The sequence below is a fragment of the Streptomyces sp. NBC_01260 genome (assembly GCF_036226405.1).
Lineage (GTDB): Bacteria > Actinomycetota > Actinomycetes > Streptomycetales > Streptomycetaceae > Streptomyces > Streptomyces laculatispora.
Window position 1 is genome coordinate 2473407 of sequence record NZ_CP108464.1, and the last position, 15684, is coordinate 2489090.

Genomic DNA, 15684 nt, shown 5'->3' on the forward strand with positions numbered 1-15684 from the left:
GTCCGCCCTTGAAGCAGAGGTGACGCACGGCCACGTGAACGAGCGCCCCGACCCCTGGTACGGCTTCTGACCATTCCAGCGCTTTTGAGAGGGGGGCGCACATCAACCGCTCCGCCACTCGAACGAGTGAACAACACTCCCGAGTTGGCGAACAAGTCTCCCCACGTGGCCCCGACGGCACACCTGGACGTCCGGTTGGAACTTCCGGGCAGGCTTTGGCAGGATGCCCGCCCGCACACCTGACGGAGTGGTTACTTCCGCTCCAGCCGCCCTTCTGACCTGCTGGTACGGGTCGGCCCCGGGTCCGTGCAGGCCACGTGAAGGCGTCGTGCAGACTGGCCGTATGCGTATGGAGCTCGCCACCGCCGCCGGCATTCCCGGGCGCCCGAACGAGGACTGGGCCGCCACCGTCCTGCCCGCTTCCGGCCAGGGCGGGGGGCTGGTACTGCTCGACGGGGTCACTCCGCCGCGGGGGGACGACGGTTGTGTGCACTCGGTCCCGTGGTTCACCGCACGGCTGGGCGGCTCCCTGGTCGAACTGTCGGGTTCGCACCGGGATCTGACCCTGCGGGAGATCCTGGCCGAGTCCATCCGGCGCACCGCCGACACACACCGTTCCCTGTGTGACCTTTCTCACGTACGCACACCACAGGCAACCGTCGTCATGGTCCGCTGGGACGGGTCCGAGGTCGAACACCTGATCCTCTCCGATTCCGTACTGCTTCTCGAATCGCCCGACGGGACCGTGCGCGCCCTGCTGGACGACCGGCTCGACCGGCTGCCGCCGGGCTCGCTCGCCTCCGAGGCGATCGCCGACGCACAGGTCCGGAACAAGGAGGGCGGCTTCTTCACCGCCGCCGCCGATCCGGCCGTGGCGCACCGCGCGGTGACGGGGCGCACGCCCCGCGCCGAGGTGCGGGCCGTGGCCGCGATGACGGACGGCGCGAGCCGCTGGACGGAGATGTTCGGCGAGGGCGACTGGACGGACTGCCTCGGGGTGCTGCGCAAGGAGGGCCCGCAGGGGCTGATCGACCGGGTGCGGGCCCTGGAGGACGCGGACACCGACCGTACGCGGCTGCGCCGCAGCAAGACGCACGACGACGCGACGGCGGTCTTCGCGGAGCCGTGAGGCCGGGCGGTGGCCCGGAGCCGCCGCATGGCGCGGATGCGCGGCGCGGCCGCCCGCCGGGCCGGGGGCGTAGCGCCGTCAGTCCTCCGCGCGGGCGTTCAAGTGGTGCAGCAGCCGGGCCAGTTCCGCCACCTCGGCCCGGTCCCAGTCGGCGAGCTTACGCACATACCGGTCCCGGCGGGCGTCACGGACGTGCCGGAAGCGGTCGAGGCCCTCCTCGGTGAGATGGACGAGGAAGGCCCGCCCATCGGCGGGATCGGGCTCGCGCGCCACCAGTCCGAGGCCCTCCAGGGCGCGGAGTTGACGGCTCATGGTCGCCTTGCCGACCCCGAAGTACGAGGCGAGGTCCGTGGCCCGCTGCCGGCCCGCCGACTCCAGGCGCACGAAGAGTCCATAGGCGGCCGCCTCCAGCTCCGGGTGCACCTCGCGCGCCATTTCGCCGGAATTCGCCCGGGCGCGGCGCAGGAAGACCGCCAACTCCAGCTCCAGGGCCAGGAATTCGTGGTCCACACCACTCCCCCCGGCTGCGCCGGGTTCACTCCCTCTTTCGCTCCCGTGCACGTCAACACCCCTCATGAGCTTTCCTGCCGCTGAAAGTTTCCTTCACCGCTGGTCATCGCCGCAGCTCCGCCAGTATTTCGCAGGAGTAGACCAACGGCACCGCCCTGGCCCCCTTCCGCAGCACGGGTCTACGTGCGTAGCGTCATGCATGGCATGTTCACACCATGTCGTCCCATCAGGGGTGCGTTCGCCGGTCCCTGAGTCAGCAGATCCCCCCACTGAGGCCTCGGAGGCACGCAATGCCCGTGCACAGATCCGGCTCCAAGACAGCCCGCCGCTCACGCTTCGCAGCCGCGGGAACTCTGCTCGCAGCACTCTCCCTCCTCGTCGCCCTGCCCGGCGCCGCCGGCGCCGCGGGCAACCCGGCCACCGGAGACCCCACGAAGCCCGCCCGGGGTTCGGCCACCATGGGCATGGGTGTCGCCGCCCACGACGGCCGGGGCGGACTGCCGGTCGACACCCGCGCCGTCCAGACCGAGGGCGTGGACGTCAGCGGTCACCAGAACGCCGTGAACTGGGCGGCCCTCTGGAGCAGCGGCGTCAAGTGGGCCTACGTCAAGGCCACCGAGGGCACGTACTACACGAACGAGGACTTCGCCCAGCAGTACAACGGCTCGTACAACGTCGGGATGATCCGCGGCTCGTACCACTTCGCCACCCCGGACACGACGAGCGGCGCCGTCCAGGCCAACTACTTCGTCGACCACGGCGGCGGCTGGTCCAAGGACGGCCGGACGCTGCCGGGCGCACTGGACATCGAGTGGAATCCGTACGGCGACCAGTGCTTCGGCAAGACCCCGGCCGCGATGGTCTCCTGGATCCGCGACTTCGTGAACACCTACAAGGCGCGCACCGGTCGCGACGCGGTCATCTACACCGCGACGAGCTGGTGGCAGACCTGCACGGGCAACAACGCCGGCTTCGGCACCACCAACCCGCTCTGGGTGGCCCGCTACGACTCCACGGTCGGCGCGCTCCCGGCCGGCTGGGGCTTCTACACGATGTGGCAGTACACCTCGTCCGGCCCCACGGTGGGCGACCACAGCCACTTCAACGGCGCCCTCGACCGTGTACAGGCACTGGCCAACGGCTGAGCCACCGCGCCGGCAGCCGCCCGGCACACCGTTCCCGCAGGAGAGCCCGGTGACGCACCCTGTCGCCGGGTTTTTCCCGTTCCACGCCCCTGACCAGGCATGCAGCCTTCAGGAGAGACAGACACCCCTCTATAAACTGCATGTATAGACGATGTGTATAGTCCTCCCGGACGCACACCCTGTGCGTCGTTCAGCCACTAGGGAGTGACCTGCCGTGCCCAGTAGGACGAAGCCGATCGGTGCGGGGTTGGCCGTCGCACTTGTGACAGCCCTCACGCTGACACTCAGCGGCTGCTCGATGGAGACCACCGCCCCCGGCTCCGCACGCGCCGACGCCGGTTCGGACTCCAAGGGGTCGTTCGGCCCAGTGGACTGCCGCAAGGCCAAGTGCATAGCCCTGACGTTCGACGCGGGCCCGGCCGAGGACACCCCCCACCTGCTGGACATCCTCAAGAAGGAGAAGGTCCACGCGACCTTCTTCCTGCTGGGCAAGAACCATGTGAAGAAGCACCCCGACACCGTCCGCCGGATCGAGGCCGAGGGACACGAGGTGGCCAACCACACCTGGTCGCACGAGATCCTGACGGACAAGAAGCCCGCGCAGATACGCGCCGAGCTGGAGAAGACGCAGGACGCGATAGCGGCGGTCACCGGTAAGAAGCCGCGGCTGATGCGCCCGCCGCAGGGCCGTACCGACGACACCGTCTCCGAGATCAGCAAGGACCTGGGGCTCTCCCAGATCCTGTGGAGCGCCACCGCCAAGGACTACTCGACGACCGACTCCGCGCTGATCAAGAAGCGGATTCTCGACCAGGCGAGCAAGGACGGCATCATCCTGCTGCACGACATCTACAAGGGCTCGGTGCCCGCGGTGCCCGGCATCATCGACGAGCTGAAGAAGCGCGGCTACACCTTCGTGACGGTGCCCCAGCTGATGGCACCCGCCGAGCCGGTCCCCGGCACGATCTACCGCCCCTGAGCCGGCCGCGCGGAACGGGGCCGCCCGCCGCACGCCTCACGGTCCCGTGCGTCCGCCCGTTCGGGCACGCGAAACGGCCCGCCGCCCCGTCGCCGGGGAGGCGGGCCGTCCGTACCGGCCGCGCCCGTGGTGCCACGCCCGTCACTCCGTGACACCTACGCGACGGCCGGGATCCTCCGCTCCGCCCGGGCCAGGGCCGGGGCGAGGGCGATCTCCAGCACCTGGCGGACGTCGGTGACCGGGTGGACCTCCAGGGTGTCCAGCACCTCGGCGGGGACGTCGTCCAGATCCGCCTCGTTCCGCTTCGGGATCACCACGGTGGTGATCCCGGCCCGGTGCGCGGCGAGCAGCTTCTGCTTCAGGCCGCCGATCGGCAGCACGCGTCCGGTCAGCGAGACCTCACCGGTCATCGCCACATCCGTACGGACCAGCCGGCCGGAGAGCAGCGAGGCCAGTGCGGTGGTCATCGTGATACCCGCGCTCGGACCGTCCTTGGGCACGGCGCCCGCCGGGAAGTGGATGTGCGCACCGCGGTCCTTCAGGTCCGCGACCGGCAGTTCCAGCTCCGCACCGTGCGACCGCAGGAAGCTCAGCGCGATCTGCGCGGACTCCTTCATGACGTCGCCGAGCTGGCCGGTGAGGGTCAGTCCGGACGCCCCGGTCTCCGGGTCGGCGAGCGACGCCTCAACGAAGAGCACGTCGCCGCCGGCTCCGGTCACCGCGAGCCCGGTGGCCACGCCCGGCACCGCGGTGCGGCGCTCGGCCGGGTCCTGGGCGGACTCGGGGACGTGGTGCGGCCGGCCGACAAGACCGCGCAGGTCCTCGTCGGTCACCGTGAACGGCAGCTCCCGGTCACCCAGTTCGTGCTGGGCCGCGACCTTGCGCAGCAGCCGGGCCACGGCCCGCTCCAGGTTCCGTACGCCGGCCTCGCGGGTGTACTCGCCGGCCAGCTTGCGCAGGGCCGACTCGTCGAGGGTGACCTCGTCCTTCTCCAGACCGGCCCGCTCCAGCTGGCGCGGGAGGAGGTGGTCGCGGGCGATGACGACCTTCTCGTCCTCGGTGTAGCCGTCCAGCCTGACCAGCTCCATCCGGTCGAGCAGGGCCTCCGGGATCGCTTCCAGGACATTGGCGGTGGCCAGGAAGACGACATCGCTGAGGTCGAGTTCGACCTCCAGGTAGTGGTCGCGGAAGGTGTGGTTCTGGGCCGGGTCGAGCACTTCGAGGAGCGCCGCCGCCGGGTCGCCCCGGTAGTCGGAGCCGACCTTGTCGATCTCGTCGAGCAGGACGACCGGGTTCATCGAACCGGCCTCCTTGATGGCGCGGACGATGCGCCCGGGAAGCGCGCCGACGTAGGTGCGCCGGTGGCCGCGGATCTCCGCCTCGTCCCGGACACCGCCGAGCGCGACCCGGACGAACTTGCGGCCCATGGCGTGCGCCACGGATTCCCCGAGCGAGGTCTTGCCCACGCCGGGCGGTCCGACCAGGGCCAGCACCGCGCCGCCGCGCCGCCCGCCGACGACGCCCAGACCGCGGCCGGCCCGCCGCTTGCGCACCGCGAGGTACTCGGTGATGCGCTCCTTCACGTCCTGGAGGCCCGCGTGCTCGGCGTCGAGGATCTCCTGGGCGCCGCGGATGTCGTAGGCGTCCTCGGTCCGCTCGGTCCACGGCAGTTCGAGGACGGTGTCGAGCCAGGTCCTGATCCAGGAGCCCTCGGGACTCTGGTCGGAGGAGCGCTCCAGCTTGTCGACCTCCTTGAGCGCGGCCTCGCGGACGTGCCCGGGAAGATCGGCGGCCTCGACGCGGGCCCGGTAGTCGTCGGACTCGTCGCCGGAGGCGGGATCACCGTTGAGCTCGGAGAGCTCCTTGCGTACGGCGTCGAGCTGGCGCCGCAGCAGGAACTCGCGCTGCTGCTTGTCGACGCCCTCCTGGACGTCCCTGGCGATGGACTCGGCGACGTCCTGCTCGGCGAGGTGTTCGCGCAGCCACTGGATGGCGAGCTTCAGCCGGGCGACCGCGTCGGCGGTCTCCAGCAGCCGCACCTTCTGGGCGATGGTGAGGAAGGGGGAGTATCCGGAATTGTCGGCGAGCGCGGAGATGTCCTCGATCTGCTGGACCCGGTCCACGACCTGCCAGGCACCGCGCTGCTTCAGCCAGCTGGTGGCGAGTGCCTTGTACTCCTTGGCCAGCTCGGCGGCGGCTCCGGGGAGCTGGTCGGGGGCCGATGCGTCGACCCGGGCCCCCTCCACCCAGAGCGCGTCGCCCGGTCCACTGGTCCCGGCACCGATCCGCACCCGGCCGCGGCCGCGGATGAGCGCGCCGGGGTCTCCGTCGGAGAGCCGTCCGACCTGTTCGACGGTGCCGATGACACCGATCCCGGTGTAGGTGCCGTCGATGCGCGGAACGAGCAGCACCTCGGGCTTGCCGCCGCCCTCGGGGGCCGCGGCCTGGGCGGACTCCACCGCGGCGCGCACGTCGTTGTCGGACAGGTCCAGAGGCACCACCATTCCGGGCAGCACGACCTCGTCGTCGAGCGGCAGCACAGGCAGGGTGAGCGGTGTGACCGCATTGGACTCAGTAGCCATGATCTCCCCTTCGGCAGTCAAGTTGAGCTATGAAGACTCAATGCTCCTGAGCCGCCTAATGTTCCCCGGGAGGTGTTCGCTGTGAGCGATCGTGCGGCGGCCGCCCCGTGTCTGCCTCCGCGCCTTGTGTCCAACGCCGTACGGGCTTGCCGTAGTCCCCGCCCCTCGTGCTCCGTCCGCGAGATCCCGCGAAATCCGGTGGAAGGCCGCGGCAGTGCCGGACAGGATGACGCCATGAACCATGTCGCACCCCCTGCACAGGCCCTGATCGTCGTGGACGTCCAGAAGGCGGGGGTGACCGGTGAGAGGGCGGTGCCCGGCGCGGCCGGACTGCTGAGGCGGACGGCGGACCTGATCGCACGGGCGCGCCGCGGCGGTGCGCTGGTCGTCCATCTCCAGAACGACGGCGCACCCGGCTCGGGCGACGAGCCGCACACCCCGGGCTGGGCGCTGCACCTTCCCGTCGGGGAGGGTCCCGCGGAGGTCGTGATCCGCAAGACGAGGGACGACGGCTTCGCGGGCACGTCCCTGGGGGACCTGCTGACCGGGGCCGGAGTCGAGTCGCTCGCCCTGTGCGGGGTGATGTCGGAGATGTGCGTCCAGGCCACGGCCCGCACCGCCCTGGCCCTGGGCCACCGGGTCGTTCTCCCCTACGACGCCCACGCCACGCAGGACATCCCGGCCGCCCCCGGCATCAGCGCCGCGGTCCCGGCCGCCGTGGTGTCCCGGGTCGCGGCGTGGGCGATCAGCGGCGACGCCGAGGTCACCGTGCCGGCCGCGGACGTCACGTTCGCCGCGCCGCCGCGGGTGCGCTGAGGACGGAAAAGAGTTCGGCACGGGCCCGGCGGCAGGGCAGAGTGCCCGCATGAGCGATGACCGCGGACTGGCGCAGGACGGCACGATCGCGCGGGAGGGCTCGCTGGACCGGGTGCAGGCGCCGTTCGCGCCGGTCGTGGCGGCGGCCCGGTCTCGGATCGCCGAGGTCTTCGGTCCCGCCCGGCTGGACAGCGCCTACCTCTACGGCAGCGTTCCGCGCGGCACGGCCGTTCCCGGCGTTTCCGACCTGGACCTCCTCCTCGCGCTGCGCTCCGGGCCCACCGGGGCGGACCGGGCCGACGCCGACGCCGTCGAGGCGGAACTCGACGCGTCGTTCGACGCGATCGACGGGGCCGGGATCCTGCTGTCCGGCGCGGGCACACTGCTCAGCGACCTCGAACGCCATGACGGGGGCTTCTTCCTCGCCTGCCTGTGCACCCCGCTGCTCGGCGACGACCTCGCCGAGCGGCTGCCGCGCTACCGTCCGACCTCGCTGCTCGCCCGTGAGACCAACGGCGATCTGTGCCTGTTGCTCCCGCGCTGGCACGAGCGGGCGGCGGAGGCCGCCACGGACCGCGAACGCCGCGCCATGAGCCGCGGCGTCGCCCGTCGGATCGTCCGCACGGGCTTCACCCTGGTGATGCCGCGGTGGGGCGGCTGGACCAGCGATCTGGCCGAGTCCGCCGAGCTCTTCGCCCGCTACTACCCGCACCGTCCCGAGCGGGCCGGGCAGATGCGGCTGGCCGCCCGCACGGGCCGCGTACCGACCGCCGACCCGGCCGTCCTGTCGATGCTCGTCGACGACCTCGCCCCGTGGCTGGCGGCCGAACACATCGCGGTGCACGGGGAGAAGGCGCCGCGCCCCTGACCGCGGCCGTGCCCGGTCCGTGAACCGAACGGGGGCCGGTCTCCGATAGAGGAGCTGTGAGCCACTTGCTGCGCCCGCGAGGGACGACCGGACCGACGAGGCGCTGCTGCGTGCCGTCGCACAGGGGGACACGACGGCCCTGGCCGCTCTCCACGACCGGCACGCCGGCTGGCTGCCGGCCCGGCTGAACCGGCGGTGCGCCGACCCCGAGACCGTGCGGGAGGTACTTCAGGACACCTTCGTCACGGCCTGGCGCTCGGCCGGTTCGCACCGGGGCGCCGAGGCGGGCGGCTGGCGCCGGGTGATCGCCGCCCGCCTCGCCTGGCTCGGACGCCATCTGGCCAGGCGCACGAGTCGCGCCGCGTCAAAGGTGCCCGTCCTGTGCACGCCACCGCCGGCTCTCTCCCCCCAGCACGAGGACCGGGACGCGGGCGGTGTGGTTGAAGTCCGGCCGGTCCTCAAGCCAGTCGGCGGCCCAGGCCGAGAGCACAACGACGCAGGCCAGCGCGGCGGCGGTGAGAGGGAGGCCGCGGGAGCGGATATAGAGGAGGGGCAGTCGTGGCCGGAGCGCGGAGCGGTTCGAGGGGCCAGGCCGATGTCAGCCGGGACCGCAGGCCGGGGCGTGGACGGTGGCGCTGCTCGCGTACGGGGCGGGCGCGGCGCTGTTCGCGGTGCGCGGGGCCCGCCCCGAACACGGCTGACCGGTTGTGTCCCGGACGGGACCGGCCGGTGCCCGATCGGGCAATCCGCTGGCCCCGACGCGGCCGGGCGGGCCAGGATGGCCGGGACACCGACCGGCGGTGACCCACCCGCCGACCAAACCACCGGAGACCCGCGCCATGCAGCACGCCTACGGCCCCGACGCCCTCGCCCCCGTCACCCTTGACCGCCGCGAGGGACCGTACGGGGAGGTCGTCCTGCGCCGGCGGGGTGACGACTTCGAGATCATCGCCAACGGGTGCTTCCTGATGGACACCTCGGACGGGCGCTCCGAGCGGCTGCTGATCGACGCCGCACTCGCCGCGCTGCCCGCCGGACGGCCGGCCCCGGCGGTGCTCATCGGCGGGCTCGGGGTCGGGTTCTCGCTCGCGCGGGCCGCCGCCGAGCCGCGCTGGGGCCGGATCGCGGTGGTGGAGCGGGAGCGGGCCATCGTGGACTGGCACCTGGACGGACCACTGGCCGGGATCTCGGGGGCGGCGCTCGCCGATCCGCGGACCGCGGTCCTGACGACGGATCTCGTCGCCCATCTCCGTACGGCTACGGAACGTTACGACGCACTGTGTCTGGACATCGACAACGGGCCGGACTGGACGGTCACCGAGGACAACGGGAACCTCTACTCCCCCGCCGGTCTCGCCGACTGCCGCCAGCGGCTCACCCCGGGCGGGGTGCTCGCGGTGTGGTCCGCGCAGCCGTCCGAGAAGTTCGAACAAGCCTTGCGCGATGCCGGATTCCATGGGGTTCGGACCGAAGAGGTAGGCGTTGCCCGAGGTGTACCGGACGTGGTCCATCTCGCAATTCGTGCGGCCTGAGATCCCCCCGCCGGGTATGCGGGCCCCTGGGACTCCCGGGGGCCAAGCGCCACAAGAGCGACACTCCGCCTCTTTCGCGCGGCCCGCGCACTCCCGCGCCCTTGCACCCTGCGTAGCCGGGAGCCGCCCGCTGCCTTTACGCTGCTGACCGATAACGGGATCTCCCGCGAAATTCACAAGCGATATCCGTGCGTCCGGGGGAATGGCCCCCGTGAGAACGGGCAGGGGCGGGGCGATGGAACAGACACACACCACCCAGACCGGTGTCGCGGCCACCCCGGGCGCACAGCGCCGGGTGCTGGTGGTCGAGGACGACGCGACGATCGTCGATGCCATTTCCGCCCGGCTGCGGGCCGAGGGCTTCCTGGTGCAGACCGCGCTCGACGGCCCGGCGGCCGTGGACGCGGCCGAGGCCTGGCAGCCGGATCTGATGGTGCTCGACATCATGCTTCCCGGTTTCGACGGGCTGGAGGTCTGCCGCAGGGTGCAGGCCCAGCGCCCGGTGCCGGTGCTGATGCTGACCGCCCGGGACGACGAGACCGACATGCTCGTCGGCCTCGGGGTCGGCGCCGACGACTACATGACCAAGCCGTTCTCCATGCGTGAGCTGGCGGCCCGGGTGCACGTCCTGCTGCGCCGGGTCGAGCGGGCCGCGCTGGCCGCCGTGACGCCGCGCAGCGGCATACTGCGCCTCGGTGAGCTGGAGATCGACCACGCGCAGCGCCGGGTGCGGGTGCGGGCGGACGACGTCCATCTGACGCCGACCGAGTTCGACCTGCTGGTCTGCCTGGCCAACACGCCGCGCGCGGTGCTCTCCCGGGAGCAGCTGCTGGCCGAGGTCTGGGACTGGGCGGACGCCTCGGGCACCCGGACCGTCGACAGCCACATCAAGGCGCTGCGCCGGAAGATCGGCGCGGAGCGGATCCGTACCGTGCACGGTGTCGGTTACGCCCTGGAGACTCCCGCGCCATGACCGCGCCCGGACCGGGGCTGCGGCCGTTCTCGATCAAGGCCAAGCTGGGCACCCTCGTCGTGGTCTCGGTGTTCATCACGACCGGGCTGCTGATGGTGGCCCTGCGCACCCGTACCGAGCTTCGGTTCATCACGGTGTTCTCGGTCATCGCGACGCTGCTGATCACCCAGTTCGTGGCGCACGGTCTGACCGCGCCGCTGGACGAGATGAGGGCGGTGGCCCGGTCGATCTCGCACGGCGACTACACCAGACGGGTGAGCGGCGCCGACCGGCGTGACGAGCTGGGCGACCTGGCACAGACGATCAACCTGATGGCGGACGATCTGGAGGCCGTGGACCGGCACCGCAAGGAGCTGGTGGCCAATGTCTCACACGAGCTGCGCACCCCCATCGCGGCGCTGAGAGCCGTGCTGGAGAACGTCGTGGACGGGGTCTCCTCGGCCGATCCGGAGACGATGCGCACGGCCCTCAAACAGACCGAGCGGCTCGGCCGGCTGGTGGAGACGCTGCTGGACCTGTCCCGGCTGGACAACGGCGTGGTGACACTGAAGGCCGGCCGTTTCGAGGTGTGGCCGTATCTGTCGGGGGTGCTGAAGGAGGCGAACCTCGCCTCCGGCCGGAGCCGGCTGTCCTCCGGCTCCGGCAACTCCACCCGCAAGGACGTCCATCTGCATCTGGACGTGTCGCCGCCGGAGCTGACCGCGCACGCGGACGCGGAGCGGCTGCACCAGGTGGTGGCGAACCTGATCGACAACGCGGTGAAGCACAGCCCGCCGCACGGCCGGGTCACGGTGCTCGCGCGGCGCGGGGCGCAGCCGGAGTCACTGGATCTGGAGGTCCTCGACGAGGGCCCCGGCATTCCGGAGTCCGAGCGGCACCGGGTCTTCGAGCGTTTCAACCGGGGCGAGGTGACGTCTCCGCACGGTCCGGGCAGCGACGGCGGTACGGGGCTGGGCCTGGCGATCGCCCGCTGGGCGGTGGATCTGCACGGCGGACGGATCGGTGTGGCCGAATCAGCTCGCGGATGCCGTATCCGCGTCACTCTTCCGGGGACCCATCAACCGCGCGGTTGACATAGGGTTCGAACCGGAAGGGCGCGTTCTGCGCGTCCTGTTCAAGGGGTACGGTCCAAGGGGCCGTAAGTGCGGTCTCGCGTACCCGGAGCAATGCGGAACCAAGCTTGTTTCCCGCCATTTCCTGCGCCGAAACCCGACTTTCGATGTGACTTGCACGACGAAGACCGGCCCGGTCCGCATGGAACGGTCCGGGAGGCGTAGCCTTGATTTCCGCTGTCCACCACCTTTGTGAAGCGGAAGAGGGCGGTTGCCGCCGTGTCGTCTCAGTCCCCCAGTAACTCGAGCATCTCGACCGACCAAGCCAGCCCGGGTTCGAACCCGGCTGCTGCTTTCGGACCCAATGAGTGGCTCGTCGACGAGATCTACCAGCAGTACCTCCAGGATCCCAGTTCGGTCGATCGCGCCTGGTGGGACTTCTTCGCCGACTACAAGCCGGGCACTTCCGGCACGGCGGACAAGCCCGTTCCCGGCGTTGCAGCCGCGGGGGCCGCGGCGCCGACGGCCCCGGCCGTGACCGCACCGACCGCCACCAACCACACCGCCCCGGCCGCGCCGGCGCAGCCCGTGGCCCAGGCCCCGGCCGCACCCGCCGCCCCGGCGCCCTCCCCGGCCGCACCCGCCCCGGCGGCTCCGGCAGCTCCGGCGAAGGCCGCCCCGGCTCCGGCCGCGAAGGCCGCCGCCGCTCCGGCCACCGAGGCCCCGGCCGGACCGGAGTACGTGACGCTGCGCGGCCCCTCGGCCGCGGTCGCGAAGAACATGAACGCCTCGCTGGAGCTGCCGACGGCCACGTCCGTGCGCGCCGTCCCGGTGAAGCTGCTCTTCGACAACCGCATCGTCATCAACAACCACCTCAAGCGCGCCCGGGGCGGGAAGATCTCCTTCACGCACCTCATCGGGTACGCGATGGTGCAGGCCCTCAAGGCCATGCCGGCGATGAACTACTCCTTCGCCCAGAAGGACGGCAAGCCGACCCTGGTCAAGCCGGAGCACGTCAACCTCGGCCTGGCCATCGACCTGGTGAAGCCGAACGGCGACCGCCAGCTGGTCGTCGCGGCCATCAAGCAGGCCGAGACGCTCAACTTCTTCGAGTTCTGGCAGGCCTACGAGGACATCGTCCGCCGGGCCCGCAACGGCAAACTCGGGATGGACGACTTCACCGGTGTCACCGCCTCGCTGACCAACCCCGGCGGCATCGGCACCGTTCACTCGGTGCCCCGCCTGATGCCCGGACAGGGCCTCATCATGGGTGTCGGCGCGATGGACTACCCGGCGGAGTTCCAGGGCACGTCGCAGGACACCCTGAACAAGCTCGGTATCTCGAAGGTCATGACCCTGACCTCGACGTACGACCACCGGGTCATCCAGGGCGCCGCCTCCGGCGAGTTCCTTCGGATCCTCAGCCAGCTGCTGCTCGGCGAGAACGACTTCTACGACGAGATCTTCAAGGCGCTCCGCATCCCCTACGAGCCGGTCCGCTGGCTCAAGGACATCGACGCCTCGCACGACGACGACGTCACCAAGGCCGCGCGGGTCTTCGAGCTGATCCACTCCTACCGGGTCCGCGGCCACGTCATGGCCGACACCGACCCGCTGGAGTACCGCCAGCGCAAGCACCCCGACCTGGACATCACCGAGCACGGCCTCACCCTGTGGGACCTGGAGCGGGACTTCGCGGTCGGCGGCTTCGCCGGGCAGACCCTGATGAAGCTCCGCGACATCCTCGGCGTGCTGCGTGAGTCGTACTGCCGCACCACCGGCATCGAGTTCATGCACATCCAGGACCCGAAGGAGCGCAAGTGGCTCCAGGACCGGGTGGAGCGTCCGCGCCCCGCACCGGAGCGCGAGGAGCAGCTGCGGATCCTGCGCCGGCTCAACGCCGCCGAGGCGTTCGAGACGTTCCTGCAGACCAAGTACGTCGGCCAGAAGCGGTTCTCGCTGGAGGGCGGCGAGTCCGTCATCCCGCTGCTCGACGCGGTCATCGACTCCGCGGCCGAGGCGCGCCTCGACGAGGTCGTCATCGGCATGGCCCACCGCGGCCGGCTGAACGTGCTGGCGAACATCGTCGGCAAGTCGTACGCGCAGATCTTCCGGGAGTTCGAGGGCAACCTCGACCCCCGCTCGATGCACGGCTCCGGCGACGTCAAGTACCACCTGGGCGCCGAGGGCACCTTCACCGGTCTGGACGGCGAGCAGATCAAGGTCTCGCTGGCCGCCAACCCCTCGCACCTGGAGGCGGTCGACCCGGTCCTGGAGGGCATCGCCCGCGCCAAGCAGGACATCATCAACAAGGCGGGCACGGACTTCACGGTCCTGCCGGTCGCACTCCACGGCGACGCGGCCTTCGCGGGCCAGGGCGTCGTCGCCGAGACGCTCAACATGTCGCAGCTGCGCGGTTACCGCACCGGTGGCACGGTGCACGTGGTGATCAACAACCAGGTCGGCTTCACCGCCGCCCCGGAGGCTTCACGCTCCTCGATGTACGCGACGGACGTCGCGCGCATGATCGAGGCGCCGATCATCCATGTCAACGGTGACGACCCGGAGGCCGTGGTCCGCGTCGCGCGGCTCGCCTTCGAGTACCGGCAGACATTCAACAAGGACGTCGTCATCGACCTCATCTGCTACCGCCGCCGCGGTCACAACGAGGGCGACAACCCGGAGTTCACCAACCCGCAGATGTACACGCTGATCGACAAGAAGCGCTCGGTGCGCAAGCTCTACACCGAGTCCCTCATCGGTCGCGGCGACATCACGCTGGAGGAGGCCGAGCAGGCGCTCCAGGACTTCCAGGGCCAGCTGGAGAAGGTCTTCGCGGAGGTCCGCGAAGCCACCTCCGCGCCGTCCCAGCCGCATGTCCCGGACGTCCAGGCCGAGTTCCCGGTGGCCGTGACCACCGCGGTGTCCTCGGAGGTCGTGAAGCTGATCGCCGAGTCGCAGGTCAACATCCCCGACGGGATCACCGTCCATCCGCGCCTGATGCCGCAGATGCAGCGCCGCGCCGCCTCGGTGGACAACGGCACCATCGACTGGGGCATGGGCGAGACGCTGGCCATCGGATCGCTGCTGATGGAGGGCACCCCGGTCCGGCTCGCCGGCCAGGACACCCGCCGCGGCACGTTCGGCCAGCGGCACGCGGTGCTCGTCGACCAGAAGACCGGCGAGGACTACACCCCGCTGCTCTACCTCTCCGAGGACCAGGCCCGGTACAACGTCTACGACTCGCTGCTCAGCGAGTACGCGGCGATGGGCTTCGAGTACGGCTACTCGCTGGCCCGCCCGGAGTCGCTGGTCATCTGGGAGGCCCAGTTCGGTGACTTCGTCAACGGCGCGCAGACCGTCGTGGACGAGTTCATCTCCTCGGCCGAGCAGAAGTGGGGCCAGACCTCCGGCGTCACGCTGCTGCTGCCGCACGGCTACGAGGGCCAGGGTCCGGACCACTCGTCCGCCCGCCCGGAGCGCTTCCTCCAGATGTGCGCGCAGGACAACATGACGGTCGCCATGCCGACGCTGCCGTCGAACTACTTCCACCTCCTGCGGTGGCAGGTACACAACCCGCACCACAAGCCGCTCATCGTCTTCACCCCGAAGTCGATGCTCCGGCTGAAGGCGGCCGCGTCGAAGGTGGAGGAGTTCACCACCGGCGGCTTCCGTCCGGTGATCGGCGACGAGTCGGTCGACCCGAACGCGGTCCGCAAGGTCGTCTTCTGCGCCGGCAAGGTCTACTACGACCTGGAGGCCGAGCGCGAGAAGCGCGGCGTCACGGACACCGCGATCATCCGTCTTGAGCGCCTGTACCCGCTGCCGGGTGCCGAGCTCCAGGCGGAGATCGCCAAGTACCCGAACGCCGAGAAGTACCTGTGGGCCCAGGAGGAGCCGGCCAACCAGGGTGCCTGGCCGTTCATCGCCCTGAACCTGATCGACCACCTGGATCTGGCCGTCGGCGCCGACGTCCCGCACGGTGAGCGCCTGCGCCGCATCTCGCGGCCGCGCGGCTCGTCCCCCGCGGTCGGCTCGGCCAAGCGTCACCAGGCCGAGCAGGCCCAGCTGGCCGACGAGGTCTTCGAGGCCTGACCG

General features: G+C 70.9%; 11 protein-coding genes and 1 pseudogene. 10 read left to right on the forward strand and 2 right to left on the reverse strand.

What is annotated here, in order from left to right; all coding sequences use genetic code 11:
- Positions 1–343 precede the first annotated feature (343 nt).
- Entirely contained in the window at positions 344–1129 is a 786-nt protein-coding gene (locus tag OG322_RS10540; RefSeq protein WP_123461631.1) for a protein phosphatase 2C domain-containing protein, read from the forward strand.
- A gap of 78 nt (positions 1130–1207) precedes the next feature.
- On the opposite strand, the gene OG322_RS10545 is transcribed toward OG322_RS10540, so the two are convergent.
- The gene (locus OG322_RS10545; protein WP_242644920.1) at positions 1208–1705 is read right to left on the reverse strand and encodes a MarR family winged helix-turn-helix transcriptional regulator; all 498 of its coding nucleotides are present in this window, start codon (positions 1703–1705) and stop codon (positions 1208–1210) included.
- A 224-nt stretch (positions 1706–1929) separates the two neighbouring features.
- Between OG322_RS10545 and OG322_RS10550 the strand changes: the two genes are divergently transcribed.
- Together OG322_RS10550 and OG322_RS10555 are read left to right on the forward strand one after the other, a co-directional pair.
- Entirely contained in the window at positions 1930–2784 is an 855-nt protein-coding gene (locus OG322_RS10550; RefSeq protein ID WP_123461630.1) for a lysozyme, read from the forward strand.
- A gap of 298 nt (positions 2785–3082) precedes the next feature.
- On the forward strand, positions 3083–3763 hold the full coding sequence (locus OG322_RS10555; protein WP_123462471.1) for a polysaccharide deacetylase family protein: 681 nt from the start codon (positions 3083–3085) through the stop codon (positions 3761–3763).
- Positions 3764–3918: 155 nt separating this feature from the next.
- On the opposite strand, the gene lon is transcribed toward OG322_RS10555, so the two are convergent.
- The gene (gene lon, locus OG322_RS10560; RefSeq protein ID WP_329306340.1) at positions 3919–6345 is read right to left on the reverse strand and encodes an endopeptidase La; all 2427 of its coding nucleotides are present in this window, start codon (positions 6343–6345) and stop codon (positions 3919–3921) included.
- Positions 6346–6579: 234 nt separating this feature from the next.
- Between lon and OG322_RS10565 the strand changes: the two genes are divergently transcribed.
- From OG322_RS10565 to OG322_RS10595, 7 genes and pseudogenes are all read left to right on the forward strand, one after another.
- A complete protein-coding gene (locus tag OG322_RS10565; protein ID WP_266410959.1) occupies positions 6580–7161 on the forward strand; it encodes an isochorismatase family protein in 582 nt (193 codons plus the stop codon).
- Between the two features lie 49 nt (positions 7162–7210).
- Positions 7211–8029 carry a nucleotidyltransferase domain-containing protein gene (locus OG322_RS10570; protein ID WP_329306341.1) on the forward strand — a complete coding sequence of 273 codons (819 nt, stop codon included), beginning with the start codon at positions 7211–7213 and terminating at the stop codon, positions 8027–8029.
- 103 nt (positions 8030–8132) lie between these two features.
- Positions 8133–8349, forward strand: a pseudogene (locus tag OG322_RS10575) (RNA polymerase sigma factor); the annotation flags it as partial.
- A gap of 519 nt (positions 8350–8868) precedes the next feature.
- Positions 8869–9561 carry a spermidine synthase gene (locus OG322_RS10580; RefSeq protein ID WP_123461627.1) on the forward strand — a complete coding sequence of 231 codons (693 nt, stop codon included), beginning with the start codon at positions 8869–8871 and terminating at the stop codon, positions 9559–9561.
- A gap of 235 nt (positions 9562–9796) precedes the next feature.
- Positions 9797–10534: a response regulator transcription factor gene (locus tag OG322_RS10585; protein ID WP_018521091.1), complete on the forward strand. Its 738-nt coding sequence runs from the start codon at positions 9797–9799 to the stop codon at positions 10532–10534.
- Positions 10531–11607, forward strand: coding sequence for a HAMP domain-containing sensor histidine kinase (locus OG322_RS10590; RefSeq protein WP_123461626.1), 1077 nt, complete (start codon positions 10531–10533; stop codon positions 11605–11607). Before OG322_RS10585 ends, OG322_RS10590 begins: the two co-directional genes overlap by 4 nt.
- Before the next feature lie 258 nt (positions 11608–11865).
- A complete protein-coding gene (locus OG322_RS10595; protein ID WP_123461625.1) occupies positions 11866–15681 on the forward strand; it encodes a multifunctional oxoglutarate decarboxylase/oxoglutarate dehydrogenase thiamine pyrophosphate-binding subunit/dihydrolipoyllysine-residue succinyltransferase subunit in 3816 nt (1271 codons plus the stop codon).
- The last annotated feature ends 3 nt before the right edge of the window (positions 15682–15684 follow it).